Source organism: Cupriavidus neocaledonicus (assembly GCF_000372525.1).
Lineage (GTDB): Bacteria > Pseudomonadota > Gammaproteobacteria > Burkholderiales > Burkholderiaceae > Cupriavidus > Cupriavidus neocaledonicus.
The window spans coordinates 1-19,211 of record NZ_AQUR01000062.1 but is presented as its reverse complement, the minus strand read 5'-3'; the positions used below and the strand labels follow the sequence as shown (position 1 = coordinate 19,211).

Below are 19,211 nucleotides of genomic sequence, written 5' to 3'. Positions count from 1 at the left end.
CAGCGGATCTTCACAGTGCCACCTTGCCCGGCTGCTCTTTGAACCGCACCTGCGGCGAGCGGTCCACGTAGACCACATTGCCGTCCGCGATCACCGTCAGGCGTGCGGCAATGCCGTTGAACTTGTAGTAGCGGTCCTTGTGTTCACCGTTGCGCTGATGCTCATCACCGAACACAGAAACGCTCACCAACGACTTGGCAAAGCTCAGGTAGGTGGCGCCGTCTTTCTCGAAGACCATTTCCAGGCCGGCGCTGTTCTCGCGCGGAAATTCGTAATCGATCTCCGGCGAGCGCCTGACTTCGACGGCCTTGCCGTCCGCAGTCGCAGTGAACCGGTCAACGGTCGCGAAGGACAACACGCGCTGGGCCTCGTCCCACCTCGTCCAGATCTTGCTATCGGTCTCGTCACGCAGGACCAGGTCCTTGGGCTCCTGCTCGAAGCGAATCTCGATCCGACCTTGCTTGTTGTCACGGATCGCCAGTGCTCCGAAGGCGGAGGCCAACGTCGGCCCTTCCGGCAGCGGCGTGCCAGCCACCGGCAACGTCGGCGCCGCAGGCTCTTTCGGCGCTGCAGCCACGTTGCCCGGCGTCGTCAGAGCGGCCTGCAACACGCCGCCAGGTGTCGCGGCGCTTGAGCCGGTCTCGGCCACGGAGAAGCTCTTCGGCGGTCCGGCACGCAGCGCAATGTTCCGGCGCGTGAAGTCCACTTCCGCGTAGAGATTGCGCTGTTCAAGCACCCGCGCGAGCGCTTGCAGCCAGTTCTCCCCGCCGCGGGTATCCAGTGCCACGTCGTCGGTCAGGGAGATATCCTTCTGGGCGGTGCCGGTCCACCCCGCCGGCGCGATCGACTTGATCATCTGCGCGAGCGGCAGGTTCGAACGGCCAGCGCGCACCAACGGCTGGCCGGCGTAGTTGCCGATCATCGCCAGTCGTCCGGAGATCGCGGCGAGACTCCGTGGCATGTCTCCCACCGGATTTGCCGGCTCGGACGTGAAGCCGTTGGCTCGCTTCCAGCGCGCGACAACCGGCTGACCACTGACGGAGTAGCGGACCACCTCCGGCACGCCGTCGATCACCCAGTACGGGCCATTTTGGATGGCGCCGTCGGCTTGCACGACCTGGCCGTGCCGCGGCTGGATGTAGGTCGACAGTCCATCGTTGAACACCATCGCGGGACGATCGGCGGCGCGCGCAATGACCTGGTAGTCGAAATCGAGCGGGTCGGTGTCGGCGGCCATGGCCTGTACAGCCACCAACGCCAGTGCAGAGAGAATGAACGACCTGATCATTGGAATTGCGCCACGTGTTTCATGAATCGGGAGAAGTACGGCCCACCGCGCTCAGGGTTCGCGCTGTGGTACCACGCCACCGCCTTCATCGGAGAGCCGCTTCGTTGCAGGTTCTCTGCCAGAATGTCTTCCGCCACGCGGATGTTCGTCGCCGGCGCCAGCGCCTCCCATGGCGAGGCGAAGCGCTTGCCGTGGTAGCACCAGTTCACCTGCATCAGCCCGACATCGAAATCGCAGCGCTGGTTGGCCAGAAGCCGGTTGATGGCCGCGTAGGCTTCCTCGCGCGTCGAGAAGAACATGCCGCGTCCTGCCACGTTAAGCGTCCAAGGCCAGGGCCGGCCGCGGTAAGACGACTCGTTCATGGCGATGCCCGCTGTAATCTTGGGATCCACGCGGCCGCCCATCTGCGCGAACGGCTCGGTCTTCGGCGCGCACGCCCAGCCACCGCGCCGCTCCGCGATGGCTTCCTGAGCGGCATCGTTCAGCGCGGACGGGCGCAGCCAACCTTCGCGCACCAGCAATGCGGTGATCGGCACAGGCTTGCCAGCCAGTGTCACGACCGGGCCGGCTTCCGCCCCGGCATCGACCTGCGCGCCCAGCAGACGTGCCGACCAAGCAAGGAACGCATCGAGTCCGCAGTACAGAACCGGCTTTCCTTCCATGGTGTGTAACCGGGCCTGCCCGTCCACCTTCACCACGATGGCAGTGGGGCTAATGACCGCGTCGATCGTTGCAGCCTGTGCGCCGGCAGTGATGAGTCCGGCAGCCAACCAGAGCATGCCCGCAAGCCGCTTAGTCACGATAGGGCTCCAGCACGATGTCATGCTTGACCTGAACCAGCATCTTTTGCCCCGGCTCGGTCGTGATGGTCGGACGGATATTCTGGTTACGGTTCAGGATGGTCTGCGCCGTCTGCGTGGCAATCTGCCCTGCAGCGTTCCCATAGGCGACCAGCCCCGCCGGCCCGACGGTGGTAGTGGTTGGGTTATCGTTGAATCGAAGCGACAGCGCACCGATCACCAGCGCACCGGTGAAGATCTTCAGAAAGTGGTTGTTGACGTCGCCGCTATTGCCGGCGGTGCCATCCGGATCAGCGCCCTGCATGCCCATCAGCGGCACGGTCTTGCCGTTCGGCAGTTGCATGCGCACGAACGCCGTGAGGACGCGCTCCTGGCCGACCGCAATGTCGGCGCTATAGATGCCAACCAGCGTGCTGCCCGCAGGAATGACCTTGCAGTTGCCCTGCACGGTGTCATAGACGTCCTGTGACACGGTGGCGCGGAATTCGCCCGGCTTGTCCGAGTTGAGTCCGCCGGCAAAGTTCGCTGGGATGACGAAGCCCCGGCTGACCGTGCATTTTGGCAACTTGCCATCGAAGCCGGTTCGCAACGTCGTCGTGCCGCCGGCGTCCCGCAGGAACTGCCGGTCGCCGGGCAACTGTGGCGCTGTCGCGCCTTCCTGTGCCAGTGCGGCCGCGTTCGCAGCGCCCTGGCGTGCCGCCACCGCCTGCTGCAGCGCACGCATCTGAGCCGGGTCCGTGACATCGGCCATGCCGGGCGGCGTCCGGCTTTGATTCAGTTGCGATTTGCGCGCGCCCGATTTGAACACCGGTGCCGTGTAGAGATCATCCTGCTCGTTCTTATTCGGGTCCACGGTGGGGCTGGCCTTCGCCCCGCCGCCCAGGTCCGATGCGGTCATGACCGGCGTTTTCGTGTCAGGGGCAATAGCGGCTTTGCGCTGCCGCTCCGCTTCCTCGCGGGCCTTGTCTGCCTGCGCGCGGATCGCGGCCTCGAGGCTTTGGCCGGTGTCGGCGTTGCCCGCACGCTGCTTGATTTGATCCGCGCGCGCCTGTTCCGCCTTCGCTTCGAGCTGATCGTCGGTGATGGTTTGGAAGTAGTAGCCCAACCCACCGACCAGTACCGCCGAGATGCCACCGAGGGCGAACAGCACATTGCGAGGGAGTTTCCCCTTGACCGTGCGCTCCTGCGCGTCGGTCACGGACGTGACCTGATCCATTTTCGCGCCGCGCATCAGAACAGCCCCAACACGCGACGACGGCCACGCTCGATCCTGACTTCATCGTCGCCGGAGCGCAGCACAACGGTATCGGCCAGACGCTGGACCACCAGATAGCCGCCGCGACGGATCTGGTTCACCACCACGAAGTCGCTGCCGTCCTTCACCAGGGCGACCGGCCAGCTCTGAAGCGCGGCGGCAGGTAACCGTAGCCATAGCGCCTTGCCATCGTCGAAAGCGGTCTCCGGCTTGAAGCTGGCGCTTCCCGAAATGGCGTATTCGAAATTCAGCTGGTCCGGTGGCACCGCCACGGCGTCGACGTTACGCGAATCGCCCCCCTCTGTCGCCTTCGCATTGTCCGCCTGCTCGCTACGCGAGTCATTGCGGGCCTTGACCTTGGCCGAGATCGACGTCGGAATGCGGAATCGCACCTTCTGGTAAAAGATACCGCCCAGAGGCGACGACACCAGCGTGAACTCGTAGCTGCGCTTGTTCGTGTTCACCGACAGCGTATTGACGAGGCCCGCCGCCTGCGGCTTCACGTAGAGATGGTTGGCGCCATCGGTGTCATAGTCCCAACGTACGTTCTCGCCCCAGGCCGGGTCGCCAACGATCTGCTCGTCGTCCGGAAACTCGATGGTCGTGACCTTCAATGGCGCGCTCAGCACCCGGAAAATTTGGTCCCGGCTGTACGTGAACACCACGAGCCGAGAGTCACCCGGCAGCGCGATAGGATCGACACCGCCATTGAACGGATTCCCCGGATTCATGGCGTCGCTCAGGTCGCCGATACCCAGCCCGGCAATGCCAGCGCCAGGACGGCGCCCAGTCTTGTCCGCAGCGTGGCCATCCGGAATGGAAAGCAACAGTGCCAGGCCAAGGGCGATGACCAGCGGGAGAACTCGGGAGGGGGTACGGGCTTCCATGGGCATAGTCGCGGCTCAGGCCGCGGATTTCTGGATCGAGAAAAAGATGGGGAACACGCCAAACGGATTCGTGCCGAGCATGGCCTCCTTGTCGGCCGGCTTGACTTGGTAGCGAAAGGTAATCGCGTACCGCTGCTTGCGCGGCTTGTATCCGTCTTCGGTTGTCGTCGTGACGAACTCGACCACGACCGTGCTGTCGGGCAGGCTTGCGATGTTGGTGAACCGGGGCTCGCGTGTGAGCGTCGGCGATGCCATCACCTGCCGGAACGGCTCATCCTCGTCCACCCATGCCTTGAACTGCTCTTTCGCCGATCCCAGCATCTGTTCTCGCACCGAACGCAGGTTCGCCGCCATGCGCGATGATTCGATCTGCGGCGTCAGGATGGGCTCGATGGTGAACCACCGCTGCACAAGATCCTTCAGTGCAGCTTGCACTTGCCGTTCATCCGGGTGGAATGCGTCCAGTTCGCGCGTGATGGGCTTGCCCGTCGCATCGGCCGACACGCCCACGACCTTCACCACCGACGGCGGCGGCTCCCGGGTCAGAATCGCGACGAGCGCGAGGCATGCGGCGCCGGCGGTAGCGAGCTTCCAGTGGTTGCGGTCCACGGTGATGCGCGTGGTCCGATCGAAAACGACTTGCTCCGGACGCTCTTCGCCATACATGCCCGGCGCGACGGTCAGGGGCTTGGCTTTGTCGGTGGATTTGCGAGAGAAGAGCATGTGGCGGCAGGACTTTGGGATGCCGCTAATTGAATCAGCGAATTGCCCTCTACCTGGCCTCGAAAGCTATGCCATTTTGCAGAGCTTTCCATATTTGTCGCATCGGCCTTCAATGCTAACGAGCGAACGAGCTTCCGATGCCGGTTCTGCCGATTGCACATGCTGAGCGACAGCATTGGCGCATCCCCCGTCGAATGCTCAGGATTTGACCGCGCCTTTCGCTGATATTGGAGGGAACATGTTCCTTTTCGCGACGACGGTGCCGCCACACGCTGCAGACTCGATCGAAAGCTCCTGAAAATGGCCTAGCTTTCGGTCCGCAAAGTCAGGCTTTGCCCGCCAACAATAGCGGGCATGGAATCAGCGTCCGCCAACCACCCTCTTCTGCAGCTCACGCAGCTGGCCGATAGCGCCGTTTCGATGTTCTTCGAATCGCTGGCGCCGCTGCACGACGTCATCCATGCGGATGATGTCGCAGAAGTCATGATCAACCGCCACAACAGCATCTGGGTCGAGCGGCGCGGCGTCATGACCCGCCTCGATGTCGTGCTCGACCCCTTCAAGGTCGAAGGGGCAATCCGGTCACTGGCCTCCTCTGTCGAGAAGTCCGCAGTCCGTGGGACATCACAAGGCATCATCAACGCAGGTCACAAGGGCCTGCGGATTGCGGCGGTGATGCAGCCGACCTCGATCGAGGGTCACGCACTCAGCATTCGTCGCCATCGCGAGAAGAACATGCGGTTGTCGGATTACGTGAAGGCCGGTGCCTTCTCCTCGCGACACGCGCGCACGGAAGCCGAAACACCCATTTTCACCGGTCGCGTCGAGGACGAAGCGCTCGCCCAGGCCCTTGGAGAGCTTGTCCGACAACGCAAGAACATCCTGGTCGCAGGCGGTACGTCCTCTGGCAAGACCACGCTTCTCAACGCCATGGTTGGGGAGATCCCGCCGGACGAGCGCGTCATCACCATCGAGGACACGACCGAACTCAAGCCCAGCGTGCCGAACGTTGTGCGCCTGCTATCCAACGCCGACAAGGGGGTCACCACGCAGCATCTGATTGCGCTCTCCCTGCGCTTCCGGCCCGACCGGATTCTCGTTGGTGAAGTCCGCGGCGGTGAAGCATACGACATGCTCCAGGCCTTCAACACCGGCCACGACGGTGGCATGGGATCTCTTCACGCACCAAGCCCACGCATGGCTTTGTCCCGTCTCGAAAGCATGGCGCTCCTCGGCATTCCACCCGGCTCCGGCTGGAAGGTCGAGGACATGCGCCGGCTCATCGCAGACTGCATTCACTACGTGGTGCACATGAAGCGATCGGGCGACATGCGTGTGCTCTCCGAGATCATTGAGATCAAGGGATTTCGCAACAACGACTACGAATTCCAACGCGTTTTCTAACCTCAGGAGTCCCTCCGCATGACCCCCCAGTTCTCCCTGCGCGCCCGCGCCACCGCACGCAAGTACGCGCCTTCCGTCCTGTTGCTCGTCGGCATGATGGCGGTGGCCACCTCCGCCGCCGCCGCGGACGATTCGTTCCTCGGCAATCTCGGCAACTTCATCTGTGGCATCGCCACCTTCATCAACACCAAGTACCTCTTCGTCATTGGCCTGATCGTCATCGTGCTCGGCGCGTACGCCTATGCCAATGCGGAGTCGAGCCTGTCCAAGTTCATTTCGGGGGCGTGCGTGGGCGTCGGCCTCGCCGCGGCGGCACCGTCGATCCTCAAGACGCTGAATATTGTGGCCGCCTGCACCGGCTTCTGACATGCGCAAGCACCATGTGAGCATCGGCTTGTCGATGCCGCGCCTGATCGCCGGCGCGGTACGCGGACTGGCCATCGCCAACGGCACCATCGTCGCGCTGCTGATCTATGTCACTTACCGCAGTGGCTGGGAGATCCCGGCGGCGATATTCGTCAGCGGTCTTTGCAACCACGCGCTGCTGGCCTGGCTGACAAGCCGGGATCCATGGTGGAACCAGATTCTCAACATCTACAACATGTACGGCGACCTGTACGAGTCCGTCCCCTGGCACGGGAAATCTCACTCGGTCTTTCGCCGGCCTTACGGCTTTGACAGCGACCTGCCATGCTGAAACTGAAACGCCGGCCGCTGGCCGAGATCGTGCCGTGGCTCACGTCCATTACGCCGGAACTGATCCTGAACAAGGATGGATCACTTCTGGCGGCCTATGAGTTTCGGGGTGTCGACGCGGATAGCGCCGATGCCAGTGACATTACCTCGGCCCGCGACCAGCTCGACCAGGCTTGCCGATCCTTCGACAACCGCATCACCGCCTGGTGGCGGCTGTCCCACCGCCGCACAACCGGCTTCATCGACGGCGATTTCAGCAACAGCGCCGACGCACGTCTGAACGCACTGAACCGTGCGCATATGACCACCGGGCGGTACTTCCGGAACACGCACGCCCTCAGCATTGCCTACACCCCCGAGTCGGGCATTGCAAAGTTCTTCGAGAAGATTGGCTATCACATGACGGTTGGGGGGCGCTCGGTGTACGGCGCCATCGTTGAGGCGGCAAAAGACACGGTTCTCTCTCGCAGCGCTTTCGCCTTCGACATGGAGCGGATGCACGCGGATACCCGGCGCTTCGAGGCCATGCTCGATGCATTTACCGGCGGCATTCCGCGCATCAAGCCGACCCGGCTCACCATGCAGGACAGCTATGCCGCGCTTCACCAGGTCGCCAATCCTAGCGTGCCGCCGCGCCGCATCCGGTTTCCTGTCACCTTGCTCGACACGCACCTGACGGAATCCGAGGTCACGGTGGGCGCCGAGCGATTGCTATTCGAATCCGCCCACGGCAAGCGTTATGCCGCGGTTGTTGCGGTGAAGGAATGGATGAGCTTCCAGGAAGCGGCGCTTGACAGCCTGATGCACGTGGATGCCGAGTTGGATATCTGCATCATGTACCGCTTTCTGGACACCGCGCGCGCCACGGCCTACATCGAGAAGGTGCGCCGCTTCTACAAGATGGCGGCGGTGAACCTGCGCTCCATGATGAAGCAGTACGTCTCCAAGGAGGAAAGCGAGAACGACGAAGGCCGCGAGGAACTGGCCAAGGAGGCGGGATACGCACTCAAGCGTCTCACCGCCGAGGGGATCCAGCACGGCTTTGCCAATATCTCGGTGATTGTCTACGCGGATTCCGAAGGTGAATGCGAGGACGCCGTCAGCGAGGTGGTCGGCGCATTGACCAACGCCGGCTTCGGGACGATCCGCGAGAAGGCGAACCTGATGCCCGCTTGGAACAGTACCCTGCCTGGCCGCTGGGACAAGCAACGCCGCCTCCAGTTCGTGGAAACGCCGGCCGTGTCCGACATCGCGCCGGTTCGCTCGGTCCTGGAAGGCCCGTCCTATAACGCGTGGCTAAGCGAGAAGACCGGAGCGGAAGTGCCTCCCCTGACCTGCCTGCCAACGCGCCACCGCACAATTCAGCGCGTCGACATGCATCAGCGCGGCGGCAACGGCCATCTGTTCGTCATCGGCCCGATCGGTGCCGGCAAATCGGTGTTCCTGAATTTCCTGGTGTCGCAAGGCGACAGGCACAAGGCGCGGCGGATTCGCTTCGACAAGGACCGTTCCACACGCATTCCGACGCTGCTGAGCGGAGGTACCTTCATTGACGTCACCGGGAAGTTTCAGACCAGCACGCCGGTCAATCCGTTGTCGCTGCTGGCCGACCCGAAGAACTTCACTTACATCACGGAGTGGCTGACGCTCTCCCTAGAGGATGACGACTTCACGCTGTCGCCTCAGCAGGTGCAGGATCTCTTTGAGGCCGTCAAGCTGCTGGCTGGCTACCCTCGCGAGCGCTGGACCCTCAGCTCGCTCTCGACGATGCTGCATGCGGATTTGCGCGGGCGGCTTCAGATCTGGCTCAAGGGTGGTCAGTACGGGCACTTCTTCGATCACGCCGAAGACGCTTTCTCGGTTAGTGACAACCTGTGTATCGAGATGGGTGAACTGTTCCAGAAGTACGAACGCGCAGCGGTGCTGTTCACCGATTATGCGTTCTACCGGATCAGTCAGTCGATGGATGGCATCCGCTACACGATCATCGAGGTCGAGGAATGCGGCTTCTTCTTCCAGAACGAGCGATTCTATCGGCGCTACGAGGATTGGATCACCACCATCCGCAAGCTCAACGGCGCCATCTGGTGCGCGACGCAGTCCCTGCGTCAGATTGCGCGCGTGGCGAACTTCGAGATCCTCAAGGAAAACATCGCCAACTGGATCTACCTGCCTAACAGCCAGGCTAAGACCAGTCCCGAACTCTACAAGGAGAAATTCGGGCTAACCGATGACCAAGTGCAGCTGATTTCAGACGCGGTGCCTAACCGCGACTACCTACTGATCACTAACACCCAGACACGAATGCTGCAGACGGCATTCTCCGACGAGATGGTGGCCATGCTGCGCTCGGACGGGGTCGCACAGTCAATCTGCGACAAGCACTACGCGTCGGGTGAATCCGATTGGCAGGACCGCTATGTGCGCGAAATGCTTGCGCGCGCAGCATAACTTTGGAGAAACAACGTGAAGAAGTGGATCGCCAACATCGCCATCGCAACCTCGGTCTTCGGGGCTTCGTCTGCCCACGCTGCCCTGCCGGTCACCGATTGGGTTGGCCTCGTGCAAACCACCATGACGGCAATGCAGTCGCTGAAAACCGAGGTCTACGAGAATACCAACATCATCTATCAGTACAAGATGATGGCCAACCAGCTTCTGCAGGCCACAGGTCTGGATGTGGCCGCCATTACGGAGCAACTGGACTCCATCGCCGATGACATCGGTAAGTACGAGATCTACGGCACCACGCTCAAGGACCTCTACGGCACGGTTTCGGACAACGCCGACTACCTGAAGAAGATTCATAGCATGGTCGTCGCTTCGGGAAAAACCAAGGAGCAATGGTTCGAGGACCAGCGCAATCTGTTTAGGAACGGCGACAAGACTGCCAAGGCCCTGTTCAGCCTGGGCGAGCAAATCTACAAGAATACGCAGTCAGTGGCGAAGCGCCGGCAAAAGATTCAATCGAGCATTAAGCTCTCGCCGACCGCGCAAGCCGCGGCGCAGACGACCAACCAGATGCTGGACGTGCTCGCCAGCCAGAACTCGGATCTGCTGCAGCTCATGAGCGTTCGCGCTCAAGCCGACGCGGACAAGGAACAACAGAGCGTCGCGAAGGAATCCCAAAGCGCCGAGGCCATGCGCGCGATTACGATCGCGCAGGATGAAGAACTCAAGCAGCTGCGCGCCCGCGTGTTCTCCCGCAAGCTGCAAGCTGACTGATCCGGTTGCAATGAACGCCATGCTGCTGCGCCTACTGGTTCTGCTTGTCACCGCGGTGCTCTTGCACACCGCCCCGGCCTTTGCTCAGTCAACGAGTGCCGAAGCCGGGTCCCCTTCCCAGTCCGTGGAGTCTGCCCAGACCCCGCCGTCTTTCTCGGGTCCGACGGGCACTGTTGCCGAATCCCTCAAAAGTTGGATTGGGCAGTTCGATTCCTTCCGCACCGGCCTGATTGGGGGCGCCACCTCACTCAGTCAGAGCATACGATCGGAGACGGACAAGGTGGCATACGGATTGGCGCTCATTACGCTGACGCTTGCCGCCATCCGGTTCGCCGCCACGAATGATCCAACCAGCGCATGGAACGACATCCTGGAAACCATCATGGTGCTCGGCATTCTCGCCTCGATCTATGTGGGATACAGCCAATTTGCGCCGGGCATCTATGATTGGTTCACGACACTCGCCAACAAGATCGCCGGTACGCGGTCCAGCAATCCGGCGATGACCCTCATCTCGGTGGGCGCGGGATTCCTGGACTCGTACAACCAGGCGATGGACGCGGCAAGCGGTCTGAGCAAGCTCGGCGTGGCGGTTTCGGGATTGACTCTTCTCTTTACGTTCGTGGTCTGCGCGGTGGCAGCGCTGATGTACAGCTTCTTCATCGCCTTGGGTGAGATTCAGGCCGCTGTGGGTATCGTGATCGGCCCCCTTGCAGTAGCCCTGGCGTTCTCCGACTACACACGGCGCTATTTCATGTCGTGGCTCGATTTCATGATCGGCGCTTCGATGTATATCGTCATCTCAACCATCATGGCGCGACTCGTTTCAAGCGCTTTCACTTCCACGATCGCTGATCAGACTGGCATTGGCACGAAATCTTTGGCTGGCGCCGCCTATGCCCTTGGTGTTGCCTTGTTCATGCTGCTGGTCGCACTCGAGATTCCCAAGATGTCGGGTGCGGTCTTTGGATCGGGGGGTGGTCTTAGCGGTGGCGCCGCGGCTCGCCTGGGTATGAAGGCAGCTGGCGGCATCGGTGGGTTCCTCGCCAAGAAGGGCAAGAAATGACGGTCCATCACCCCTTGCCAGCAGCGGACTTGCTGGCAGCCCACGACAGCCGCCTCGCGTTGGTTCGGCAATACGCCAACGAAACGAACGAGGCAGACATCAAGAGCAAGTGGCTGAGCGTGTTGGAACGCTGCGCCGCATGGTTCTCCAGCATGCCGCTTCGGCCGGCCGAACACGCCGAGCCCGGCGGGGCGTTTCGTGCCACGGTCGAAGCGGCCTACTTCGCCATGCGCCTTTCCGGCGCTCAGAAATTTGCCGCAGACCAGACGTCGGAACGACGGCGCCAGCTTGAACCTCAGTACCTGTATGCGCTCTTTCTGGCTGCCTGCTGTTCGCGGCTGGACGAGCCCTGTCGCCACTTCCAGTTCTTTCGGCATCGGGATGGAGCGGAATGGGTTCCTGCCGCACACGGGGCGTTCGGCAGCTGGCTCGGCGCTGACACCTACCAGGTGACGCGGCGGGAGGCAGCGTTGCCGATCGAACGGATGCGCACGGCGCTGCTCGCGCGAGAGATCCTCGGGGCCGAACGGTTGGGCGCTTTCGACAGCCACGTGCTCTCCGAACTGTTCGGCGCCATCAACCCGGATCCACGACCGTCAGGCCTGGAGACGCTACTGCACAAGGTTGTGCGGCAAGCAATCGACACCACAACCCAGTTTGAGGTGAAGGCTCGCCGTGCCGCCTTTGCCCCGGACGCGACCCCAGCGCCGGCGGCGCAGAGCCTGGCCGCCGATGGGGCCGACGCCCCGACGTCGCCAGCGAACCTGCCCCAGGCGAACGCGAATACTGCGAAGACAGAAGCAGAGACGCCACCCCAAGCGGCAGGTAGCAGACCGGATTCGCCCGATACGGCCAACGGCTCGCCGGCGGTCAGCGAGCCGCATGCACGAGTTGAGACGTCTCGCAACGTGGTGCAACTCGACGGAGCGCGTTCGTTGCGCAAGGAGCCGACGCCCGAGGATCCCTTCAAGGCACTCGCTGGCACCTCGAACCTCATGCGCGAGTTCTTCAAGGCGCTCTCGCAGGACGCGGCCGCTGGAAAGACGAAAGTGACGCGTGTTGAGGGAAAGGTTGCTATCAGCAAGCGCTCACTCGGCAACTATGGCATTGCCTCCGACACACTCATTGAGCATCTGCGCAAGTTCAGGCATCTCTACAAGATCGTTGGCCAGGACATCCTGCTGGTCGACGAAGTAGGAAACCTGATCATGCCTGGCCCGCAATCCGACGCATGAATCATTACATTAACCACTTCCGCCCCATTTACGAGTTCCGGGCCGCCGTCGGCTGGGCGCTTGCTTGCGTGGTGCTGCTCGTGAGCGGCATGCCAAACGGAGCCTACTTCTCACTGGTTTGCCTGGCATTCCTGCTCGTTCGTTCCACACAGGTGTGGCGGGCGCTGCGGTTCCGGCTTGCCATCTCCACGAAATGGCTGACCCTGATCAGGATCGAAGACCTGCTTGCAAAGAGCCGACAGCTGCGCTCCGCAGACAAAGACGAGGATGCCATGTATCTGGGTACCGGATATGAATGGACGCAGAAGCACTGTCAGATCGCCCACGACATCCTGCGTATGCCATCAAGCGATGTTCCGGGGCTGCCCAAATGGCTGCCGAAGGATACCGTCAAGGCGATCGAGAAAACGTTCGCCCCCGAGCACAGCATTGCGGACCGCTCGCCACAGGGAAAATCCTGGATCGGGGGCATGGAATCGCAGCGCGGCCCCATCCCCTTTCACTACAAGGCAATGGGCGGTCACACGTCAATCAGCGGCACTACCGGGTCGGGAAAGACACGCACGTTCGAGCTGATTTCGACGCAGGTGATCCACAACCCCAATGACGTGTTGATCGCGATCGATCCCAAGAACGATCCCGACTGGGTCGCACGGTGCAAGCGTGAATGCGAGCGCACCGGACGCAAGTTCTTGTACTGGAAACAGGCGGCGCCCTCGCGATCCATTCGCCTGAACCCGTTGGAAAACTGGTCCCAGCCGTCGGAAATTCCGACTCGCATCGCCCAACTGATGGAGGAAGGTCCGTTTCGCCAGTTTGCCTTCCTGTTTATTGACCGATCCGTCAAGGGCGAGCTGTACGTGGGCGACAAGCCGAATCTCCGGTCGATCCTCCAGTACGCTCAGAATGGCATCAACAATTTGCTCGAGCGAGCGCTGGAGCGCTTTTTCCCTGAGGCCGGCAAGCCTGATTGGGAAGAGGAAGTCACGGCGTACATGCAGAAGGTCGCACAGAAGATGGGTGGCACGCGTCTTGATGCCATGGTCAGTATGTACATCGATCGATTCGCCAAGCTCGGCAAGGGGCACGAGACGATCGACGGCCTGATTTCAACCTTTCAGCATGACCGCGACCACTATGGCCGGATCATTGCCTCTGCCCTGCCCCTTCTGCAGATGCTTGCCACCGGAGAGACCGGACTGATGCTGGCGCCCAAAGCGGACGATTTTGAGGATGACCGCGAGATCTGGGATATCGACAAGGTCATCAAGCAGAAGGCTGTGCTTTATGTCGGCGCCGATTCGCTATCCAATTCGATGGTGGCGCAGGCGGTCATGTCGATGCTGCTGGCCGACATCGCATCGGTCGCCGGCGCGATTTACAACTTCTACGCCAAGCCGCCCGAGATTGTCCTGGTTGTCGACGAAGCGGCCGAGGCCATCAACGAGCAATTGCTCCAGCTCTTGAACAAGGGCCGCGGGGCAGGCTTCAAGGCGTTCGTCGCTTACCAGACCCGCTCCGACTTCACGGCCAAACTCGGAAACGTGGCAAAAATGCAGCAAGTCTTGGGGAATTTGAACAACCAGATCGTTTTACGCTTGGAAGACATCGACACGGCCAAGTGGTTCTCCGAGAAAGCCGGGACCACAGCCATCCGCAACCTGGTCGTCTCAAGCAGCACCAGCACCGGAACGGAGGCTCATGTCGGCGAGTTCAGCGGCTCTGTGTCTCGATCGGCCCAGCTTGAGAAGGCGCCGCTCATTCCGCACGACCTGGTCATGCAACTGCCGAACCTGCAGTACTTCCTGCGAATCTCTGGAGGCGCCGTCTACCAGGGTCGAATTCCAATTATCACGGACTAATACCAATGCGCAGCAGCCTGTTCCGACAAATCGTCAAGGAATACAAGCTTTCGGCGAAGCTCTCGCCCGTGCTCTCGCTATCGCCGGACCTTGATGACATTTGCACGCGGGTAGTCGACTACATCGGCGTGAATTTCCGCGTCCGCGAGGAGCCGCTGGTCAAGGAAATGCTTGCCGACGGCATCACGGCGTGGCGCGCCGCCCGCAAGCACGGCGATCCCAACGTCGCTTTCATGATGGGGCTGTTCTCCCGCGCTCACGAGCTCTATGGCAAGCGCTATGCCGCGTTCAAGGGCGAAAAGTACAACGTCTGGTATCCGTTTCACGAATCCATTCCGGCGTTCGAGCAGCGCCAGCCGGATGGCTATGTCTGCCGCGTCGTCGACGAACCGGCACCTGGCGCAATCACGCAACGCTGCGCAGCGTTTCAGCTCGCTGCCCGGGTCCTGACGGGTTACACCTTCACCCGCTACTTCGAGAACTACGATGTCGCTGGCGACTTTGCACACTGACGCGCGCCGGGCGGCGATCCGAGTCAAACAGGCCCCCGCTCGCCTTGCGGCCAGGCTCTGTGGTGTCGATCCCGCTCTCGCCCTGCACATGCATGAGTGGTTGACGGCGCCGCCCCACCTTGCTCAGGAGATGCCCCAGTCATTCTCCAGCGGAGCGGCCGCGGCATGCTTTGCGCTCGTCAAGATTTCGGTAGACAAGCCGGCCATCTTCTGGGGCGCTCTGTTCGCTTTTCTGAGCCTGCCGCTATGGCTGGCACTGCGCTGGATCTGACATGGCCAACAGCCGGTTCGCTTCGCACGTACGCTTGTGGTTGATCGTCTCGCCGTTGATGATCTGCACCCTGGCGCCGTTCATGCAGAACGATCGCGCCTTCGAAATCAGTGAGGCCGAACAGGCGTCGGTTGAACGCGTGCTCGGCCAGGAAAGGGCGGATATCGTCGTTTCGCTGGCCAACGCCCGCTTTCACAAATGGTTCATCGACAGCGGTGCGGTCAAGGCATCGTTCACCGGCTCCGACGGCCAGACCAGTTTCTCCGACGGGGGCGCCGCCGCCTTCGGCAGAGGTTGGATGCAGCATTTCTGGCTGACGATCTACCGTGCGGTGTACCGGGCCGCGGTGGCTCATCACTGGGTTCTCGGCGCGATCGTCCTGCTCGTTGCGTTATTTAACGACGGGACCGTATCGCGAAAGATTCGCGCCGCCGGGGCTGGGTTCGCCAATCCGGTGACATTCCACGTTGCGGCCCATGGATTGACGCTCTGCTTCGGCTTCGGGACGTCTGCCCTGCTGTTACCCCTTCCCATGCTGGCGACCTGGTGGACCTTTGGTGTCTGCCTGATTGGCCTGCTCTGCTGGCGCCTTGCGGCGTCTTTCCATGTCGGCAAGTAGCCGGTGCCGTAACGACTACCAAGGCCGGTGCCCGGCCACATATTGGAGAACATCATGACCACGACCGATTTGACCCCCGCCGAAGAGACCCTGCAGCAATCCGCGCCGACCGACGTAGCTGCTGCGCCGCTCGTCGCAACACCTCCAACGCTTGGCGCAATTGACAGTTCTGGCGACGTCGAGACCGAACTCGCGGAGATGGAGCAATCGGCCGACGCACTGCGCCAGGAAGGTCTGATCTCGACAGCGGATCATGAGGAGCGCAAGGCTCAGGTGGAGCGCACCCGTAACCTTTTTCGGGACCTGGCGCCTGAAGACCGCCAAGCGATCGTTCGACGCCGGCGCGAGCTCGGCCTGCAGATCCTCAATCGCGAGCTTGCCGGTGCGGCAGTTGTTCCAGTGGCGCTCAAGCTCAATCACACCCGCCTGCGGCCGCTGTTCGAGCAATGGTGGCCGTACATGAACCGGATGTCGTTGAACCTGCAGCGCTTCGGAGCTGCCACGTTCTCGCGCTCTGAATTGTCGACACTCGAAAACTACCTGGAGCGCGAACTCTCGAAGATTGAGGATTATGTGGACGAGCAATTGCGAGTGGCGAAAGCCTACCGCGAACAACGGGAACAGGAAATGCGCGCACAAGGCGAGATCGTGTTTGTGCCGACAATCCAGCGCCCCTCCCTTTCACTCGAGGTTCAAGCCTATTCGCGGTTCTCCGTGCGCGCACTGCAGGTTCTGATCAAGTTCGATCAAACCATGGACCAGTTCGACTTCATGGTCTGGAACGGCATCCGTGACCAGAGCGACGTCAACGACGAGGTCACTCGCTTCCTGCGCAAGTTCCAGCCGCTGGGGCTGCGCAGCTACACCACGCACCTGAAGCTAATGACGACTGTGCGCGGGATGTAAGCCCAAGTGTCACCTGGTGTGAGCACGTCACCCCAGAGGCAACAAGTTGTCCCGTGGGGGCACTTGCTATCACCCCGTGACAGATGGTCCCACCAACATCAGCGCCCCAACTGCCTCGTATCTGTCTCGTAGTCGTACTTCGGGGCACTTGCTCACACGTGCTATCACCAGCACCACAACGGGATTCCAATGTCGCTCGAAAAGGTACTAGCAGTCCTTAATCCCGCCCAACGCGAAGTCGTGGACCTGCGTCAGCACTGCCTCGCCGTGGCGGTACCTGGAGCTGGAAAGACGGCGACGATCGCTGCCAAGACCGCAGTCCTGCTTGCGGATCCGCATGTGACTGTGGGCGCAGTGACGTTCAGTAAGGACGCCGCGGTCGAGCTTCGCGAGCGGATACTCGCGCTTGCCGGATCAGCGACGAAGAGGCGACTGCTTGCTGGTACGTTCCATTCTCTCGCCTATAAGCAGCTTGGACGGCGCGACGGCGGCAGCGCGCCAGACGTCGCCACCGATGGCGATCGTACCGGGCTTCTGATCCAGGTTCTCTCTGACCTAGGGTTGGACTGGAAGGTGGAGGACGCCATCGCGGCGGTTGAAGCGATTAAGACCAACTTCGGCCAAGTGCAAAGCGGCAGCGCCGAAGAAGTGCTTTACCGTGGCTACCAAGATTCACTGGAGCGAAACGGCAAGATTGATTTTCAGGACATGCTTCGGCTAGCCGTGGAAGGCATGCAGAACGGCACCATCGAGCCGTATCCGTTCAGGTACCTCCTGGTCGACGAATTTCAGGACACTGACCCTCTCCAATATCAGTGGATCGCCTCGCATGCTCAGGCCGGATCGATTGTGACCGTTGTTGGCGATGATGATCAGAGCATCTATGGCTTCCGATCAGCGTTGGGCTTCCGCGGAATGGAATCCTTCATTCGTCAGTTTGACGCGCAGTCAGTGGTGTTGGGCAACAATTATCGCTGCCACGCAGAGATTCTTGGGGCGGCGGACCGAATCATCCGGAATAACCGCGACAGGATCCCAAAGGAACTGGTTGCGTACAAGGGCCCCGGCGGGAAGGTTCAGTTCCAGCGGTTCGCTGACGAGTATGCCGAGGCTGTCGCAGCGATGGAGCATCTGACGGCGGCGGTAAGGAATGGCCAATCGGCGGCAGTCCTTGCCCGGACCAACCGCATTCTCGACCCCGTCGAGGCGATATGCCGATCGCATGGCGTCAAGTATTTTCGGGCGTCCGGCAAGTCGATTCTGAACCGGCCTGAGGCCGCCCTCATGTGCAATCTTCTGGAACTGGTCCAGAGGACGAAGAGTACCGGTGTGGACGCGCTGCTGTCCTTTGTCGGGATTGATACCCAAGAACTACGGCTCCTGCACAGCAAGGGCCGCGCGAATACAGAACAGCGCCAAAGAAAAGAGCTTCTGGAACTGGGCCTTTCGGAAGCATCGGCGGATCGCTATCGGGAACTTATGAAACGGCTTGTCGAGTGGCGAACGCTCTGCGACCGGCAGTTTTATTCGCTGGTGCTGGAAGGAGTGTACGAATGGATGATGCACCAGACCGACTCTGATCCTGCCCGCCGGGCCACGACCACGACGTTCGACGTACTGTCCCGGCTCAATGGTCCATTTTCCGACAGGCTGGAGTTCCTGCGCCGCAGCAACAATGAGCCGGCGCCGGATGCGTTGATCCTAACAACCATGCACAGCTCCAAGGGGCTAGAGTGGGATCGGGTATGGATCATCCGGGCCGAGGAAACCGTTGTGCCCGATGAGAAAAGCACCGAATCGGAAGAGCGTCGCTTGTTCTACGTAGCAGTGACGAGAGCACGTGAGGATCTGCGGCTATCGATGGCCAAGAAGAATCCGACCTCTCCCTTTGTCTTAGAGGCAGGCCTTGATGCGTTGACCACTACATGACGACGCAAAAGATGTAGCGCAGTGATCCGGTATTTTTGCGACCTGCAAACGGGAAAAGTGCAAGGAAGGATGACCTTGTCGTGTTTGATGAAAAGTAATCCCTAAATCGACCTGAGGGCCTTCTACTTGTCCGCCACGTACAAGTACGACTCGGCCTCGCGGATTTCCAAGGAAAAGTGAATGAGACTTCAACCAACGAAAAAAAACCTGGAGCTGCAAGACTTATACCCTGCAGGTACATAGTTGCAGTGGGGAGCCGCCAGAGACCTATCAGGCTGCTGAAGTACTCATCGCGCTAGCGATGAGTTTTTCCCCGCAAGGCGGGGAGCGCTGTTTTTCACAATCCGGAAGCCGGACGTCACTGCCTCGGCTTTTTCCGCGTTTTGGCGCCCATTCCGGCCTCATTAGCGCGATTACTGCAACTGCGGACGGATTTGTCCCAGCGAGCGCATGCGCACGAGGTGGTAGGCGGCCATGCTCAGCACAAACATCTGATCGACTTTCTTCAGACCGCGCACCATCACCTGACGCAT

At 61.2% G+C, this 19,211-nt stretch carries 18 protein-coding genes and 1 pseudogene; 13 read left to right on the top strand and 6 right to left on the bottom strand.

The genetic code is table 11. The annotated features are described in order from the left end of the window. Positions 1-10: 10 nt before the first annotated feature. From A3AG_RS0101925 to A3AG_RS0101905, 5 genes are read right to left on the bottom strand one after another with little or no spacing between them, the layout of a single operon-like run. Positions 11-1,288, bottom strand: a complete 1,278-nt coding sequence (locus A3AG_RS0101925) for a TrbG/VirB9 family P-type conjugative transfer protein (protein WP_012354565.1) — start codon at positions 1,286-1,288, stop codon at positions 11-13. Continuing rightward, positions 1,285-2,088: a lysozyme family protein gene (locus A3AG_RS0101920; RefSeq protein WP_012354566.1), complete on the bottom strand. Its 804-nt coding sequence runs from the start codon at positions 2,086-2,088 to the stop codon at positions 1,285-1,287. The genes A3AG_RS0101925 and A3AG_RS0101920 overlap by 4 nt, the downstream gene beginning before the upstream one ends. Continuing rightward, positions 2,081-3,304 carry a TrbI/VirB10 family protein gene (locus A3AG_RS0101915; RefSeq protein ID WP_012354567.1) on the bottom strand — a complete coding sequence of 408 codons (1,224 nt, stop codon included), beginning with the start codon at positions 3,302-3,304 and terminating at the stop codon, positions 2,081-2,083. Before A3AG_RS0101915 ends, A3AG_RS0101920 begins: the two co-directional genes overlap by 8 nt. A 14-nt stretch (positions 3,305-3,318) precedes the next feature. Next, complete coding sequence (locus tag A3AG_RS0101910) at positions 3,319-4,230, bottom strand: TrbG/VirB9 family P-type conjugative transfer protein (protein ID WP_012354568.1); 912 nt, start codon at positions 4,228-4,230, stop codon at positions 3,319-3,321. Between the two features lie 15 nt (positions 4,231-4,245). After that, positions 4,246-4,953 carry a VirB8/TrbF family protein gene (locus A3AG_RS0101905; RefSeq protein ID WP_012354569.1) on the bottom strand — a complete coding sequence of 236 codons (708 nt, stop codon included), beginning with the start codon at positions 4,951-4,953 and terminating at the stop codon, positions 4,246-4,248. 354 nt (positions 4,954-5,307) lie between these two features. On the opposite strand from A3AG_RS0101905, the gene A3AG_RS0101900 reads away from it, so the two are divergent. From A3AG_RS0101900 to A3AG_RS0101840, 13 genes are all read left to right on the top strand, one after another. Continuing rightward, a complete protein-coding gene (locus A3AG_RS0101900) occupies positions 5,308-6,357 on the top strand; it encodes a TadA family conjugal transfer-associated ATPase (protein ID WP_012354570.1) in 1,050 nt (349 codons plus the stop codon). Positions 6,358-6,375: 18 nt separating this feature from the next. Continuing rightward, positions 6,376-6,723: a TrbC/VirB2 family protein gene (locus A3AG_RS0101895; protein WP_012354571.1), complete on the top strand. Its 348-nt coding sequence runs from the start codon at positions 6,376-6,378 to the stop codon at positions 6,721-6,723. A gap of 1 nt (position 6,724) precedes the next feature. Then, positions 6,725-7,054: a type IV secretory pathway, conjugal transfer protein gene (locus A3AG_RS0101890; protein WP_012354572.1), complete on the top strand. Its 330-nt coding sequence runs from the start codon at positions 6,725-6,727 to the stop codon at positions 7,052-7,054. Further along, the gene (locus tag A3AG_RS0101885; protein WP_012354573.1) at positions 7,048-9,504 is read left to right on the top strand and encodes a VirB4 family type IV secretion system protein; all 2,457 of its coding nucleotides are present in this window, start codon (positions 7,048-7,050) and stop codon (positions 9,502-9,504) included. Before A3AG_RS0101890 ends, A3AG_RS0101885 begins: the two co-directional genes overlap by 7 nt. 15 nt (positions 9,505-9,519) lie before the next feature. Further along, positions 9,520-10,278: a TrbJ/VirB5 family protein gene (locus tag A3AG_RS0101880; protein WP_012354574.1), complete on the top strand. Its 759-nt coding sequence runs from the start codon at positions 9,520-9,522 to the stop codon at positions 10,276-10,278. 10 nt (positions 10,279-10,288) lie between these two features. Continuing rightward, positions 10,289-11,344, top strand: coding sequence for a TrbL/VirB6 family protein (locus tag A3AG_RS0101875; protein WP_012354575.1), 1,056 nt, complete (start codon positions 10,289-10,291; stop codon positions 11,342-11,344). Then, on the top strand, positions 11,341-12,579 hold the full coding sequence (locus A3AG_RS0101870) for a TraI domain-containing protein (protein ID WP_012354576.1): 1,239 nt from the start codon (positions 11,341-11,343) through the stop codon (positions 12,577-12,579). Before A3AG_RS0101875 ends, A3AG_RS0101870 begins: the two co-directional genes overlap by 4 nt. Next, positions 12,576-14,441: a conjugative transfer system coupling protein TraD gene (gene traD / locus A3AG_RS0101865; protein WP_012354577.1), complete on the top strand. Its 1,866-nt coding sequence runs from the start codon at positions 12,576-12,578 to the stop codon at positions 14,439-14,441. Before A3AG_RS0101870 ends, traD begins: the two co-directional genes overlap by 4 nt. A 5-nt stretch (positions 14,442-14,446) precedes the next feature. Next, positions 14,447-14,953 (top strand): hypothetical protein, encoded by a 507-nt coding sequence (locus tag A3AG_RS0101860; RefSeq protein WP_012354578.1) that lies wholly within the window; start codon positions 14,447-14,449, stop codon positions 14,951-14,953. Next, positions 14,928-15,224, top strand: a complete 297-nt coding sequence (locus A3AG_RS0101855) for a hypothetical protein (RefSeq protein WP_018003854.1) — start codon at positions 14,928-14,930, stop codon at positions 15,222-15,224. The genes A3AG_RS0101860 and A3AG_RS0101855 overlap by 26 nt, the downstream gene beginning before the upstream one ends. Before the next feature lies 1 nt (position 15,225). Next, on the top strand, positions 15,226-15,843 hold the full coding sequence (locus tag A3AG_RS0101850) for an IncC plasmid conjugative DNA transfer DtrJ family protein (RefSeq protein WP_012354580.1): 618 nt from the start codon (positions 15,226-15,228) through the stop codon (positions 15,841-15,843). Positions 15,844-15,897: 54 nt separating this feature from the next. Next, positions 15,898-16,749 (top strand): hypothetical protein, encoded by an 852-nt coding sequence (locus A3AG_RS0101845; protein WP_012354581.1) that lies wholly within the window; start codon positions 15,898-15,900, stop codon positions 16,747-16,749. Between the two features lie 189 nt (positions 16,750-16,938). Then, a complete protein-coding gene (locus A3AG_RS0101840) occupies positions 16,939-18,678 on the top strand; it encodes an ATP-dependent helicase (RefSeq protein WP_012354582.1) in 1,740 nt (579 codons plus the stop codon). Between the two features lie 413 nt (positions 18,679-19,091). Here the strand turns inward: A3AG_RS0101840 and A3AG_RS33875 are convergent. Next, positions 19,092-19,211, bottom strand: a pseudogene (locus tag A3AG_RS33875) (IS5/IS1182 family transposase); the annotation flags it as partial.